Origin of the sequence: Polynucleobacter sp. 31A-FELB, assembly GCF_018882405.1 — a bacterium.
Lineage (GTDB): Bacteria > Pseudomonadota > Gammaproteobacteria > Burkholderiales > Burkholderiaceae > Polynucleobacter.
On the sequence record NZ_JACVOO010000018.1, the window covers coordinates 1 to 14,318 of the forward strand.

General features: G+C 47.5%; 12 protein-coding genes. 3 read left to right on the forward strand and 9 right to left on the reverse strand.

Annotation, left to right across the window (positions count from 1 at the left end):
• Positions 1–774 precede the first annotated feature (774 nt).
• From rpoD to rpsU, 4 genes are all read right to left on the reverse strand, one after another.
• Positions 775–3,333: an RNA polymerase sigma factor RpoD gene (gene rpoD / locus ICN30_RS09830; RefSeq protein ID WP_216275290.1), complete on the reverse strand. Its 2,559-nt coding sequence runs from the start codon at positions 3,331–3,333 to the stop codon at positions 775–777.
• Positions 3,334–3,557: 224 nt separating this feature from the next.
• Entirely contained in the window at positions 3,558–5,507 is a 1,950-nt protein-coding gene (gene dnaG, locus ICN30_RS09835; protein WP_216275292.1) for a DNA primase, read from the reverse strand.
• A 27-nt stretch (positions 5,508–5,534) separates the two neighbouring features.
• Positions 5,535–5,981 carry a GatB/YqeY domain-containing protein gene (locus ICN30_RS09840; RefSeq protein WP_216275294.1) on the reverse strand — a complete coding sequence of 149 codons (447 nt, stop codon included), beginning with the start codon at positions 5,979–5,981 and terminating at the stop codon, positions 5,535–5,537.
• A 119-nt stretch (positions 5,982–6,100) separates the two neighbouring features.
• Entirely contained in the window at positions 6,101–6,313 is a 213-nt protein-coding gene (gene rpsU / locus ICN30_RS09845; protein WP_011903537.1) for a 30S ribosomal protein S21, read from the reverse strand.
• Positions 6,314–6,390: 77 nt separating this feature from the next.
• Here rpsU and tsaD point away from each other — a divergent pair, with 77 nt between their 5' ends.
• On the forward strand, positions 6,391–7,464 hold the full coding sequence (tsaD, locus tag ICN30_RS09850; RefSeq protein ID WP_216275297.1) for a tRNA (adenosine(37)-N6)-threonylcarbamoyltransferase complex transferase subunit TsaD: 1,074 nt from the start codon (positions 6,391–6,393) through the stop codon (positions 7,462–7,464).
• Between the two features lie 22 nt (positions 7,465–7,486).
• On the opposite strand, the gene folE2 is transcribed toward tsaD, so the two are convergent.
• The 4 genes from folE2 to xseB are packed head-to-tail and all read right to left on the reverse strand — an operon-like array spanning position 7,487 to position 11,410.
• Complete coding sequence (gene folE2 / locus ICN30_RS09855; RefSeq protein ID WP_216275299.1) at positions 7,487–8,314, reverse strand: GTP cyclohydrolase FolE2; 828 nt, start codon at positions 8,312–8,314, stop codon at positions 7,487–7,489.
• A 25-nt stretch (positions 8,315–8,339) separates the two neighbouring features.
• Positions 8,340–10,244, reverse strand: coding sequence for a 1-deoxy-D-xylulose-5-phosphate synthase (gene dxs, locus ICN30_RS09860; RefSeq protein WP_216275301.1), 1,905 nt, complete (start codon positions 10,242–10,244; stop codon positions 8,340–8,342).
• A gap of 16 nt (positions 10,245–10,260) precedes the next feature.
• Positions 10,261–11,154, reverse strand: a complete 894-nt coding sequence (locus tag ICN30_RS09865; RefSeq protein WP_216275303.1) for a polyprenyl synthetase family protein — start codon at positions 11,152–11,154, stop codon at positions 10,261–10,263.
• Between the two features lie 22 nt (positions 11,155–11,176).
• Positions 11,177–11,410 carry an exodeoxyribonuclease VII small subunit gene (gene xseB, locus ICN30_RS09870; protein WP_015421852.1) on the reverse strand — a complete coding sequence of 78 codons (234 nt, stop codon included), beginning with the start codon at positions 11,408–11,410 and terminating at the stop codon, positions 11,177–11,179.
• 162 nt (positions 11,411–11,572) lie between these two features.
• Here xseB and ICN30_RS09875 point away from each other — a divergent pair, with 162 nt between their 5' ends.
• Both ICN30_RS09875 and ICN30_RS09880 read left to right on the forward strand, forming a co-directional pair.
• A complete protein-coding gene (locus tag ICN30_RS09875; RefSeq protein WP_216179758.1) occupies positions 11,573–12,679 on the forward strand; it encodes an aromatic ring-hydroxylating dioxygenase subunit alpha in 1,107 nt (368 codons plus the stop codon).
• A 36-nt stretch (positions 12,680–12,715) separates the two neighbouring features.
• Positions 12,716–13,546, forward strand: coding sequence for a sulfurtransferase (locus tag ICN30_RS09880; RefSeq protein WP_216275305.1), 831 nt, complete (start codon positions 12,716–12,718; stop codon positions 13,544–13,546).
• On the opposite strand, the gene ICN30_RS09885 is transcribed toward ICN30_RS09880, so the two are convergent.
• Positions 13,543–14,316, reverse strand: coding sequence for a ZIP family metal transporter (locus ICN30_RS09885; RefSeq protein WP_216275307.1), 774 nt, complete (start codon positions 14,314–14,316; stop codon positions 13,543–13,545). The two genes, ICN30_RS09880 and ICN30_RS09885, sit on opposite strands and share 4 nt — an antisense overlap.
• Between the last annotated feature and the right edge of the window lie 2 nt (positions 14,317–14,318).

Genomic DNA, 14,318 nt, shown 5'->3' on the forward strand with positions numbered 1-14,318 from the left:
TAACTGGGCAATCTGCTGGAGAGAATCTCCCTTTTTCCAGCGCTCCCACATTAAAGCCTTCTGGGTAGCTGTGTAATAGATTCGAGGTCGTTGTTTCATGAGCAACACTCCTTGCGCTTACGCAGTTAGTAGTGTGTTGCATCGACGGGTTGAAATCAAGGCCGATAGCAGACCCGCAAGCGTTACTTTAAGTAACGCTCAAAAGACAAAACCCCCACCATTTCTGATGAGGGTTTGCTTTTCTGGTGGGCCCACCAGGACTTGAACCTGGGACCAAAGGATTCCGGTTTGTGTAGCTTTCACTACTCCCTGGACTATGCCTTCATCATATGCTCGCGCACTTAGATGGGTGCCGTCTAGTCTCTACACGTTCAAAGTATTTCTACTAAGCTTCGCTCGGCGTTAGCTTGTGCAGCTTTTGGCTGCATTTAGCTTTCTCCGAATTTGACACCATCCCTTATGCAGTTTCCACGCATAAGGCACAACTTTCGCTATGAGTCCTCTGCTCTAACCAACTGAGCTATGGGCCCTAAAACTGTTTTTACTACACACCTTACTGCTGGTGCTTACCACTTCAAAACCACACTAAAACCGCATTTACTACACACCTCGGTTTTTGCTCCGGTGTGTAAGCGGTGTGTAAGCAATTTTGACCACCTAATTCACCACTAACCTCTTGAATCTATTGAGGTCTTTGTCACAAGACCCCTAGGGCTTCTTTCTTATGAGTCCTCTGCTCTAACCAACTGAGCTATAGGCCCGTTAGTCTTTGGTTCAATCTTCTTCGAGGAAGGTCTTGAGTTTGTCGCTGCGGCTTGGATGACGCATTTTTCTCAAGGCTTTAGCTTCGATCTGACGAATACGCTCACGAGTAACGTCAAACTGCTTACCCACTTCTTCGAGAGTGTGGTCTGTGCTCATCTCAACACCAAAGCGCATACGCAATACTTTTGCTTCACGTGGTGTCAATGAATCCAATACATCCTTAACCACATCGCGCATAGAGTCATGCAGTGCAGCTTCAGCTGGAGCCAAAGTATTGCCATCCTCAATGAAGTCACCCAAATGAGAATCTTCATCGTCACCAATTGGTGTTTCCATGGAGATTGGCTCTTTAGCGATCTTCATAATCTTACGAATCTTGTCCTCAGGAATTTCCATCTTGAGTGCCAAGGTTGCAGCATCTGGCTCATGACCAGTTTCTTGCAAGATCTGACGGCTAATACGGTTCATCTTATTGATCGTCTCAATCATATGAACTGGGATACGGATCGTACGTGCTTGGTCAGCGATAGAACGGGTAATCGCCTGACGGATCCACCAAGTTGCATAAGTAGAGAACTTATAACCACGACGGTATTCAAACTTATCTACCGCCTTCATCAAACCGATATTGCCCTCTTGGATCAAATCCAAGAACTGCAAACCGCGGTTGGTGTATTTCTTAGCAATCGAGATTACCAAACGTAAGTTGGCAACAGTCATTTCACGCTTCGCTTCACGCGCACGCTTCTCGCCCGCGATCATTTGCTTGTTCACTTCTTTTAATTCTGGAAGTGGCAATACAACACGAGTTTGAATATCAATTAACTTCTGTTGAAGTTCTTGAATCGCTGGAACATTACGTTGCAACAGTGCTGTGTATGGCTTGTTTTCTTTAAGTAACTTAGCAGTCCACTCAAGGTTCATTGACATCTTAGGGAAGTCTTTTAATACTTCACCACGATTGACGCCAACCTTATCCACCAACAAGCTCACAATGCCGCGCTCGAGTTTCCAAACTTGGTCCACTTGTGAACGCATGGTGTCGCATAACTTCTCAACACTCTTTGCGGTCAAACGGAAACCAAGCAACTCACCACGAATAGCTTCTTGTGCCTTGATATAAGCTGGGCAGTTGTAACCCTCTTTATCAAATGCACGACGCATCTTGTCAGCTTGAGTGCGAACAATCGCAAACTTTTCTAAAGAGATTTGCTTCAACTCTTCTAATTGCTTAGCGTTAGCTGTAGCTGCGCCACCGCCGCCACCGCCGCCTTCGTCTTCACCCTCTTCGCCACCCTCTTCAGAATCTGGGTCAACTTCTGGCTCTTCTGGTCCAAGCTTAATATCTTCCGCATTAGGGTCAACCAATCCGTCTACGAACTGATCAATCTCCATCTCACCACTGGCAATCTTGTCTACGTTAGCCAAGATCTCGCCAATCGTGACAGGGCAAGCGGCCAAAGCCATCACCATGTCTTTGAGGCCTGCTTCAATCTTCTTCGCAATGACGATCTCGCCTTCACGAGTCAAGAGATCAACAGTACCCATCTCGCGCATATACATACGCACTGGATCAGTTGTGCGACCAAACTCTGAATCAACAGTAGCTAAAGCGGCTTCAGCCTCTTCTTCAGCCTCTTCTTCAGAAGTGGTTGCTGAGGCATTCTCATTTAAGAGAAGTGTCTCGGCATCTGGAGCCTGCTCGTAAACAGTAATGTTGATGTCATTTAAAAGACTGATGAGTGTTTCTAATGCATCCGCATCAGACAATTCATCTGACATGACGTCATTCATTTCGCCATGAGTTAAATAACCCTTGGACTTACCCATCTTGATCAATGTCTTCAAGCGGGTACGACGTAATTCTTGTTGCTCTTCAGAACCCAGCTGTTGTGCTGCGAATTCTTTTAAGAGTGCTTTTTCTTTTGCTTTGCGCTCACGTGCTTTTTGACGATCAGTTAATACTGGCTCAGCACCTTCTGCAGGGGCATCCGCCTTTGGCTTGCGGCCTTTTTTAACTTCCTCAGTGGCCACGGTCTCTACTTGAACTTCCTTGGCCTTTTTACCCTTAGCCTCTTTAACTTCTTTAGCCGGCTTAGCTTCCTTCGCCGCTTCAACTTTGCCTTTTTTAGCAGGCTCAAGCTTTTCAACTTTAGTCGGCGCCTTTGCAGGAGCCTTTACTGGTTTGGCTGGAGCTTTTGCTACAGGTTTTGCTGGTGCCTTAGCTGGTTTAGCCGCTGCCTTTACTGGTTTAGCTGGTGCTTTCGCAACCGGCTTAGCCGGTGTCTTTACCTTCGCAACTGGCTTAGCCGCTTTAGCCGGAGCCTTAACTGGTTTAGCTGGTGCTTTCGCTTTTGCTACAGGTTTAGCTGGAGCTTTTGCTTTCGGTGCTGGTTTTGCTGGCGCCTTAGCTGGTTTAGCCGCTGCCTTTACTGGCTTAGCTGGAGCTTTTGCCTTAGCAACTGGTTTAGCTGGTGCTTTCGCTTTTGCCACTGGCTTTGCGGGTGCCTTCGCTTTAGCTACTGGCTTGGCTGATTTAGCTGCTGGTTTTTTCTTAATATTTGGCATTTATTAGCACTTACTCACGTTACTGATGATTGTTCTCGACTGCTAAGGCGCAGCTACTTTGTCCACTTGCCCCAAATTTCTTCAAAATAAAGCGCAAGTGGCTGAATTAAATCGGTTTTTTTCTGGGAATAGAGGATTATAGTCGATTGCGACTTTTTTACCCCCTTCCACACTCAAAATATGGGGTAAATTTCGGGTTTTTCTAGGGTTAAATCAGAAAATTCTTAGGAGAATTTCAATCTTTCGCCCAACTCGCGATATCGAGCCCGGTCTTGCTCTGTAGCAGTGCTTCCAGAGATCTTTTGGGCGATTTCCGTCATTTCCATCTTGAGATGGGTCAGCTCCAGCTTTTTGAATGCCCCCTCAAGATCGGCAACCGCACCATCAAGGTCCAGATCAGATCCCATGACCCGTTTTCTCAATACTTCATAGAGTGGAGCAAGCTCACTGCGAGATAGCTGTTCTTGAAATAAAGCGAATGCGCCAGCGCCTACTGATGGTGGCTTGCCATTCTCACCAGGAATCAATTCAACCTGATCACATTGAGCTAACAAATCCTTCATGAGCTCCAAGGCTTTTTCTGAGCGCAATTCGGAGGCCTGCAGAGCAAGCGCTCTCTTATTGGCATCCAAAGCTTTTCCTAAATGTGGAAACTGAATCAAGACACGCAACATCTGCTCCGCTAAATCCGTAGGGGCTTGAGGTGGTGGAATATTTTGTACGGGCGCTCTTTTAGCCGAGCCTTTAGATGCTTGCCAAGGTGCGCCTTGCGTCCGATTGCCGCTATTAGCCTGCACGAAGTTGGGTGCGCGCTGATTCGTTGTTGCATAAGAGCCCTGTGGCACTGGTGCAGGCGCTACCGTCAACCCACAGAAAGACTCTAACTCTGCAGGCGTTGAATTTGTTCGAATAGCAAGCTCACGCAAGATTTGTGTACGCAATGCGATTGGCGGCATTGATAGCAATAAAGGTTTTGCTGCGTGATGCGTTTGAGCTCGACCTTCAGGTGTTGTGAGCTCGTGTTCTTGGCTGGCAATCTTGAAGAAGAAGCTCGAGATCGACATGGCTTCTTTGATGACTTTTTCAAAGGCAGGTGCGCCATAAGCACGGACATAACTATCTGGATCATGCTCTGTTGGCAAGAACAAGAAGCGAATCTCCTTGTCATCAGACATTAAGGGTAGGCATGCTTCCAATGCGCGCTGAGCGGCACGCTGACCAGCAGAGTCACCATCAAATGAAAATACGATGCGATCAGTTTGACGCAACAACATACGCACGTGATTTGCGGTACAGGCTGTACCCAATGTGGCTACGGCATTGGGGAAACCCAATTGTGCGAGTGCTACGACATCCATATAGCCCTCACATACAAGAACATATTCTTGAGAACGAATTGCTTGTCTTGCCTCAAACAATCCGTACAACGTATTACCTTTAGAGAACAGCGGCGTCTCTGGAGAATTTAAATACTTAGGTTCACCTTGATCGAGAATGCGCCCACCAAAGCCAATCGTCTGACCTTTGGGATTACGAATCGGGAACATGATGCGATCACGAAAGCGATCGTAGCGACGCGCTGTTTGGTTGTTATCGCCTTGCTCACTCTGAATGAGTAAGCCCCCCTCAAGCAAAGTCTTCGCAACTTCATCATTGGCATAGGTGCCAAAAACCGCTTCAAGCCCTTGCCAACCATCAGGCGCATAACCCAAGGCGTAGCGTTTAGCGATCTCACCAGTAAGGCCACGCCCCTTGAGGTATTCAACTGCACGAGGCGCTACTTTGAGTTGTTGGCGATACCAATCTGCAGCTGAACTCATGACCTCACTTAAGGCCACAGTCTGCTGCTGGCGCGCAACGTCATTCGCAGTTCGCTCTTCACGCGGTACATCTAATCCCGCAGAGCGTGCCAAGTCTTCAATGGCATCTACATAACCAAGACCAGAATACTCCATGAGAAAACTAATGGCAGAACCATGAGCACCACAACCAAAGCAGTGATAGAACTGCTTAGTAGGTGATACCGAAAATGAAGGGGACTTCTCAGAATGGAAGGGGCACAAACCTTGATAGTTTGCGCCCGCTTTTTTTAACTTCACGTGCTGCCCAACCACATCCACGATGTCAACCCGATTTAATAAATCGGCAATGAAGGATTGGGGTATGAGAGCCATCAGTAGTAGGTGAGGCTTACTTTTGCTTTACTTGGCGAGCGCAGCTTTTACTAAACCAGAAACTTTGCCCATATCAGCTTTACCAGCTAATGGACCTTTAAGAACACCAATTACTTTACCCATGTCTTGTGGGCCAGCCGCACCAGTAGATGCAACTGCTGCAGCCACGGCCGCTTCCACTTCAGCATCGGATAACTGTGCGGGTAAGTAATCTTGCAGAATGACCATCTCAGCTGCTTCAATTGCGACTAAATCATCACGATTAGCTTTTTCAAATTGAGAGATGGAGTCTTTGCGCTGCTTAATCATCTTCTCAACGGTAGCGATCACACTCGCATCATCCATCACAATGCGATCATCTACTTCACGCTGTTTGATAGCTGCCAGCAAAAGACGAATAGTTCCAAGGCGCGCTACTTCTTTTGCACGCATTGCGTTTTTCATATCTTCGGTGATTTGATCTTTCAGACTCATGGCATTTTTCCCGGTATTCAGTATCTAATAAATTGCTGGCGATTCAAAAGCAAAAACCCGCTGCGTTTCACCGTCAGCGGGTTTCAAAGCCTCTCGGTGAGGAGAGCTTTTAAATTCGATTAGTAAAGCTTTTTAGGCAACATCTGGCTGCGAATACGCTTGTAATGGCGTTTAGCAGCAGCGGCCTTTTTACGCTTACGTTCAGCCGTTGGCTTCTCGTAGAACTCGCGGGCACGCAAGTCTGTCAAAAGACCATTTTTTTCAATGGTGCGCTTGAAACGGCGCAATGCCACTTCAAAAGGTTCGTTCTCACGGAGGCGGACTGTAGTCATACTTGTTTAACTCGTATATGCTCGAAAAATATCGAAAAATTAACTGAACAGCGATTCTAGCACGACCAAGCAAAAAAATGATTGTTTTAGGCATAGAAACTTCTTGCGATGAGACCGGGGTGGCCGTATACAACACCTCCCCCTGGGAAAACCACGCCCCAGCCCATCAGGGCATCCTAGGACAGGCTTTGCACTCCCAAATAGCAATGCACCGGGATTACGGGGGCGTTGTCCCAGAATTGGCCTCTAGAGACCATATACGACGGGTTTTACCCCTCTTGGACGATGCTTTGCATGAGGCTGGGCTCAAATTAAAGGATATTGATGCTGTTGCCTATACCCAGGGCCCCGGCTTGGCTGGCGCACTGCTTGTAGGAAGCGCTTTTGCTAAATCCTTGGCCCAAGGACTCAATTTGCCATCCATTGGGGTGCATCACCTTGAAGGACACCTGCTTTCTCCGCTTTTAGGGGTTTCAGTACCGGAATTCCCCTTTATTGCCCTTTTAGTCTCGGGTGGACATACCCAGTTAATGCTGGTCAGTGAGGTTGGCAAATACCAGCTTCTAGGAGAAACCTTGGATGATGCCGCTGGCGAGGCCTTCGATAAAACGGCCAAGTTATTGGGTTTGGACTACCCGGGTGGTGCCGCCATCTCTAAATTGGCAGAAAAAGGGCAATCTGGACGATTCGATCTGCCTAAGCCAATGTTGCATTCAGGAGATTTAGACTTTTCTTTCTCTGGACTCAAAACAGCTGTTCTGAACCAGGTGAAAAAATTTGAGGCATTGGGCATTACTGATTCTGAAGAAATTGCAAAATTTCATGCAGACCTCGCACGAAGTTTTGTCGACTCATTGGTGGCGGTGCTGGTTAGCAAATCAGAGAAGGCGCTCAAGCAAACTGGCTGCAAACATTTAGTGCTTGCTGGTGGTGTGGGCGCCAATTTGCAATTACGCGCAGCTCTCAATGCCAGCGCCAAGAAGAATCGATTTGAAGTGCACTATCCACCAGTCGATCTCTGTACCGATAACGGGGTGATGATTGCATTTGCTGGAGCACTGCGCATGTTGGCAGAAAATAATGGCTCAACTACTTCGGGTGCTTTTGATATCAAACCCCGTTGGGATTTGGCGAGCAATAATCTCGCTTAAGTAAATCTCGCTTTAGTGCTGCTTACTTAGTCAGACTAATTTTGGCGTAGGCGCTGTGATTGTGAATCGACTCAAAATTCTCAGCCTCAACCACTAAAGACAAAATACGATCATCGCCTTTAAGTTGGCCGGCAACATCGCGCACTAAGTCTTCTACAAACTTTGGATTGTCATACGCACGCTCAGTAACCCACTTCTCATCAGGGCGCTTGAGCAAGCCCCACAACTCGCTAGAGGCTTGGCTCTCAGCGGCTGCAACTAAATCTTCTACTGTCATCTTAGTCTGTGGATCAAGCTCAACAGACATCGTTACATGTGAGCGTTGATTGTGTGCGCCATATTCAGAAATCTCTTTTGAGCAAGGGCACAAACTCATCACTGGAACTAAGGCGCGGAGGTTTAACTCAACGTCGATTGCGCCAGACGCATTTTGTTTGGCTTTGGCAGTCCAAGTTACCTCGTAATCCATCAAGCTTTCAACACCAGATACTGGTGCAGCTTTTTTGACGAAGTGGGTATAAGTAAATTGAATGCGACCTTCTGTTGCATTGAGTAGCGGCAACATCTCACGCACCATTGCAACTACAGATGCGCTATCAATAGGCTCATTATGTTTTTGTAAGAGCGCAATGAAACGGGACATATGGGTGCCCTTTACATGCGCAGGCAAAGCCACATCCATTTCAAAATTACCAACAGCAGGCATGACGCCCGTCTGAGTGCGAATAGTTAATGGATGACGCAATCCCCGAATCCCCACCTGCTCAATTGGCAAAGCACGCTCATCATGCGAGGATTGAATATCCGGCATAGCTTGCGGTTTGAGAAAAGCGGTATTGATGTCGTTCATAGCTCTATTTTCAGGCAAAAATGACTTATTTGCCTGCGGCCACAGGATTTGTAGCAGTTTTCATGGGGAAACGCAGAGAAATAGCCTTTGCAATCCCCTCAGAGTCCAGGCCGCACTTACTCATCAAGAGTTTGTAATCGCCATGCTCCACGAATTCATCTGGAAGACCTAGTTGCAATAGGGGCATATTGATACCCATAGCAGAGAGCGCTTCTAAGCAAGCACTACCAGCACCACCCTGAATTGCACCATCTTCGATCGTCACAAAATAATCATGGTCTTGCGTCAAAGATTTAAGAAGTTCCAGATCCAATGGTTTTACAAAGCGCATATTGGCAACTGAGGCATCAATTTGTTCGGCCACTTCAAGTGCCGGGTAAAGTAAAGTTCCGAAAGCCAAAATTGCTATGCGCTGGCCTGCAGGTGCATTGGACTTGCGGCGTAATTCACCCTTGCCCAGTGGCACGGTTCGCAATTCTATTGAAGGAATAGTTCCAACGCCAGAGCCACGCGGGTAGCGAACTGCGCTTGGATGTGGCTGATGGAATGCCGTAGTCAATAAATCACGACACTCTGCTTCGTCAGCAGGCGTCAATACCAACATATTTGGAATGCAACGCAAGAACGGAATGTCATATGCGCCAGCATGCGTTGCACCATCCGCACCAACTAAACCAGCACGATCCAATGCAAATAACACCGGAAGATCCTGAATCGCCACATCATGAATCAGTTGATCGTAGGCACGTTGCAAGAAGGTTGAATAAATCGCCACCACGGGCTTCATACCTTCGCATGCCATACCAGCGGCAAAAGTCACTGCATGCTGTTCAGCAATACCGACGTCGTAATAACGCTTCGGGAAATTCTGCTCAAACTCTACGAGACCAGAACCTTCACGCATTGCTGGCGTGATGCCAATTAATAATGGATCGGCATGCGCCATATCGCAGAGCCACTCACCAAATACTTGAGTAAAGGTTTTTTGAGAAGGGGTAGCAGACTTCTTCACACCCTCTTCTGGATTAAATTTGCTTGGGCCGTGATACAGCACAGGATCAGCTTCAGCTAACTCATAGCCCTGACCTTTGCGAGTCACGACATGCAAGAACTGCGGGCCACGCCCCTCAAGCGCCAAGCGGCGTACGTTTTGCAACATCGGAATGAGCGCATCTAAATCATGACCATCGATTGGGCCGAAATAGTTAAAACCAAATTCTTGAAAAATCGTAGATGGTGAAACCATACCCTTGGCATGATCTTCCAATCGTTTTGCAAACTCACGCAATGGAGGGGCTATCGATAAGACGCTATCAATACCCTTCTTCGTTGCAGAGTAAATATTGCCACTCAATAATCTAGCCAAATGTCGATTGAGCGCACCCACTGCTGGCGAGATCGACATATCGTTGTCATTCAAAATCACTACCAATGGCAAATCGTCATACACACCAGCATTATTCATAGCTTCAAATGCCATGCCACCAGTCATCGCGCTATCGCCAATCACCGCAACCGCAACTTGCTTTTCGCCTTTGGTTTGAAAGGCGCGCGCCATACCCATTGCCGCAGAAATACTCGTTGAGGAGTGTCCAGTGCCGAAGGCATCGTATTCACTTTCAGCGCGTCGTGGAAAACCAGATAGGCCTTCAAACTGACGCAAGGTATTCATGCGCTCACGACGACCAGTCAAAATTTTGTGTGGATAGCTTTGATGACCCACATCCCAGACAATTCGATCCTGCGGGGTATCGAAGACATAGTGCAGCGCAATCGATAACTCAACCGTTCCTAAATTAGATGAAAGGTGTCCGCCCGTTTTAGAAACAGAATCCAATACAAACTGACGCAACTCGTCTGCGAGTGCAGGCAGTTGCTCACGAGGAAGTTTTTTTAAATCTGCAGGAGAGTGAATGGAATTTAAAGTCATCAAATCTTCAGTAATCTTATTTGCCTCTATTAACTACGAATAGAGCCAAATCTTTCAGGGCTTGGGCCTTAGGACCAAAACTCTCTAAGCTAGCAATTGCAGTTTCTTGCAAATCTTTTGCTGCCTTCTGTGCATAGTCTAAACCCATCAAGGTGACATAGGTTGGCTTGTCATTAGCGGCATCTTTCCCAGCGGTTTTACCCAAGGTTTGACTATCTGCTGTGGCATCAAGAACATCATCCACAATTTGAAAGGCTAAACCCAAAGCTTCGGAGTAATTTTGGAGATGCTGCATTTGGATAGGATTCAATTTGGCAGCAATACCGCCCATCTGGACCGAACAAGAAAGCAGAGCACCGGTTTTCATGGCATGCATTTGCTTTAAGCCGGCGAGGTCTAATTTTTTACCAACGCTATCAAGGTCAATTGCCTGGCCACCTGCCATTCCACGCGAACCAGATGCACTAGCTAAGGCGCTGATCATGGCCAAGCGTGTATCTGCATCACACTGTGCGCTTGCCAATACTTCAAATGCGCGAGTCTGCAAGGCATCACCTACTAGTAAAGCAGTTGCCTCGTCATAAGCCTTGTGTACCGTAGGTCGACCACGACGTAAGTCATCATCATCCATACAAGGCAAATCATCATGCACCAAGGAATAGGCGTGGATACATTCGATTGCCACAGCAGCAGCATCTAGTGCGCCTTGATTTGTGTCATCACTCAATGCACCAGCCGCATAAACTAAGAGAGGACGAATGCGTTTACCACCACCTTGAGCAGCGTAACGCATAGCTTCATGCAAACGCGCAGGATTGGTATTGGCGGCATCAAGCAAATTGTCTAAAGCCAATTCAGTTCGCTGCCCGTGAGCGCGAACCCAATCCTCGAATGAAAACGTGCTGTTCATAAAGAATTAATTTACGCGTGACTTATGCTTCAAATACCCGAACTTGCTGCTCGACTTGAGCAAGCATGGCTTGGCAATGCTTCAAGAGTGCCGCGCCTCGTTGGTAAGCCAAAAGCGTCTCTTCCAAGGAGAATTTGCCTGACTCCATGTCAGAAATCAGCTTTTCTAGCTCCTTTACAGCCTGCTCGTAACGCAAGTTGGGGTCGATTTGAACCTCAAGACCGGGTTTCTGACCCTCAGATTTCTTCGCTGGCATTGGCTTATTTCCTTCAAATTTCTTACCTGTGTAGCCCTACATATTAAAGCGAGACGGGGGTCAGATGGGTATAATCCCCTCCTTCCTTTCCAATATCGATCCGTCGATGGTTGGATTGGTTATTCCGCTTAGCTTCGGCTGACGTTTTCGGGGGTGGGGAGAATGACTAATCTGGCTACCGCGCAGCAGCTTGCGCCGTCCAATTTACAACTGCCGGTTTCGGCCTATTTTGACGTTGATCTCTATCAGCGTGAAATTGAACTGCTTTTTAAGCAGGGCCCAGGCTATGTTGGTCACGAACTCATGGTTCCTGAGCTTGGCTCTTATCAAACCTTGACCTCAGAAAATGAGGGTCGCCTGCTGGTTCGCAATGCCCAAGGCGTTGAACTTCTTTCCAATGTCTGCCGTCATCGCCAAGCACTCATGCTCAATGGCAAAGGTAAGGCGGACAACATCGTTTGCCCTTTGCATCGCTGGACCTACGATTTAAATGGTCAACTCATGGGTGCGCCCCATTTTGAAGATAAGCCTTGCCTCAATTTAGGCAAATCGCCCTTACAGAATTGGCAAGGACTCTTATTTGAAGGTCCGCGTGATGTACGCACTGATCTAGCCAAACTCGGCGTAGCTGATGATCTTAATTTTGAAGGTTATGTTCTGGATCACGTTGAAGTCCATGAATGCAATTACAACTGGAAGACTTTTATCGAGGTCTACCTTGAGGACTATCACGTCGTTCCGTTTCATCCTGGTTTAGGTAAGTTTGTTTCTTGCGAAGACTTGCGTTGGGAATTCGGAGACTGGCACAGCGTACAAACTGTGGGCATTCACAAAAACTTAGAGAAGCCAGGATCACCGGTTTATCAAAAGTGGCATGAAGCGGTATTGCGCCACCATGAGGGTAAGACACCGCGCCATGGTGCTATCTGGCTGACCTACTACCCCAATGTGATGGTGGAGTGGTACCCAGGCGTTTTATGCGTCTCTACCCTGCACCCAATGGGTCCAAACAAGACACGCAACATCGTCGAGTTTTATTACCCAGAAGAGATTGCTCTTTTTGAGCGTGAGTTTGTAGAGGCAGAGCGTGCAGCCTACATGGAAACTTGCATCGAGGATGATGAGATTGCGGAACGTATGGATGCTGGTCGCGCCGCCCTGTTAGCACGTGGTCAAAATGAAGTCGGGCCATATCAAAGCCCGATGGAAGACGGCATGCAGCATTTCCATGAATGGTACCGTCGTGCCATGAACTATCAGGGCGCATAATTCAGTAACACCCATCGCCAACATTAGGAAGCCATCATGACGCCTCTCATTACTGCAAACCAGTTAGAAGAAATCCTCAATAGTGGCGAGAATGTTTTGCTATGCGATTGCCGCTTTGATTTAGTCGACCCACTAGCAGGCAGAAAGTCTTATTTAGAGGGCCATATTCCAGGCGCACTCTACGTCGATCTAGATCACGATTTATCTGGCACTAAGACTGGTAAAAACGGTCGGCACCCACTACCAACACCTGAGGCCTGGGCACAAACAAAATCCCGTTTAGGAATGGATTCAAAAACTTTGGTAATCGCCTACGACAATCAAGGCTCTGTATATGCCAGTCGCTTGTGGTGGATGCTCAAGGCCACTGGTCATGCCAATGTTCAGGTATTGGATGGTGGCCTAGATGCTTGGAATGGCCCAATCGGCACTCTGCCACGCCAGCCACAAGCCACAAGCGCTCCTGTCGCGGCTATGCCTTATGTTGGCTTGGTGACGGTAGAAGAGGTTGTTCACAATCTTCAAGCCAAAATCAATGTCGTTGTTGACGCTCGTGCAAATGATCGCTTTCATGGTCAGAATGAAACATTAGATCCAGTTGGTGGACACATTCCTAACGCGATCAATTATTTTTTTAGAGAAAATCTCACTGGCAAATCATTCAAATCTGCGGAGCAGTTATTCAAAGATTTTCATGGTCTTTTAGGAGCCACCAAACCCTCCGAAGTAATTCACCAATGTGGCTCTGGAGTAACAGCATGTCATAACTTGCTCGCCATGGAAATCGCTGGCCTCAAGGGTTCACGTCTATATGCAGGTAGCTGGAGTGAATGGTGTGCCGACCCAAGTCGGCCAGTTGCTCTTTAATGCAGTAGCGAAAGTAAGATTACAAAGCAAACGCCGCAGGCAATCAAAATCGTTTGACGTAAAGACTCGGCCCAATGTGGGCGGCGATGCATTTGTGGAATGAGATCGCTCACTGCAATGTAGATAAAACTACTTGCAGCAATCACGAGCAAGTAAGGCATTGCTGCATGCGCCCTCTCTAAAAAGAAGTAAGCCAATACGCCACCCACTACTGCAGATAAGCCACAAATGAGGTTGTACATCAATGCACGAGTGCGAGTAAATCCTGCATTGAGCAATACGATGAAATCCCCAATCTCCTGCGGGATCTCGTGAGCAATGATGGCAATCGCAGTAAAGATGCCAACTTGATAATCAGCCATGAATGCAGCAGCAATCAAAACACCATCAACAAAGTTGTGCAATCCATCACCGACCAAAATCATCCAACCACTTCGACCCGCTACTTCAGCATCATGACCGTGATGATGACCATGACCATCGCCTTCATGGTGATGGCTGTGGCGTAGTAATGCAATTTTCTCAAGCAAGAAAAAGCCTAGGAGTCCTGCCAGCAAGGTTGCGAATAACAACTGGGGATTCACCCCCGCCATCGTAAATGCCTCAGGCAGAGAATGCAGTAAAGCAGTGGCCAGCAAAATACCAACTGACACACTAACCATGCTGTGAACCATCTTCGACAACAATGACAAAGAGAAGCTCGCGGCAACAAGAACGCTAACAGTTCCAGCTAGCGCCGTTACCAACAAGATGCTTTGCAGTACTGACATGA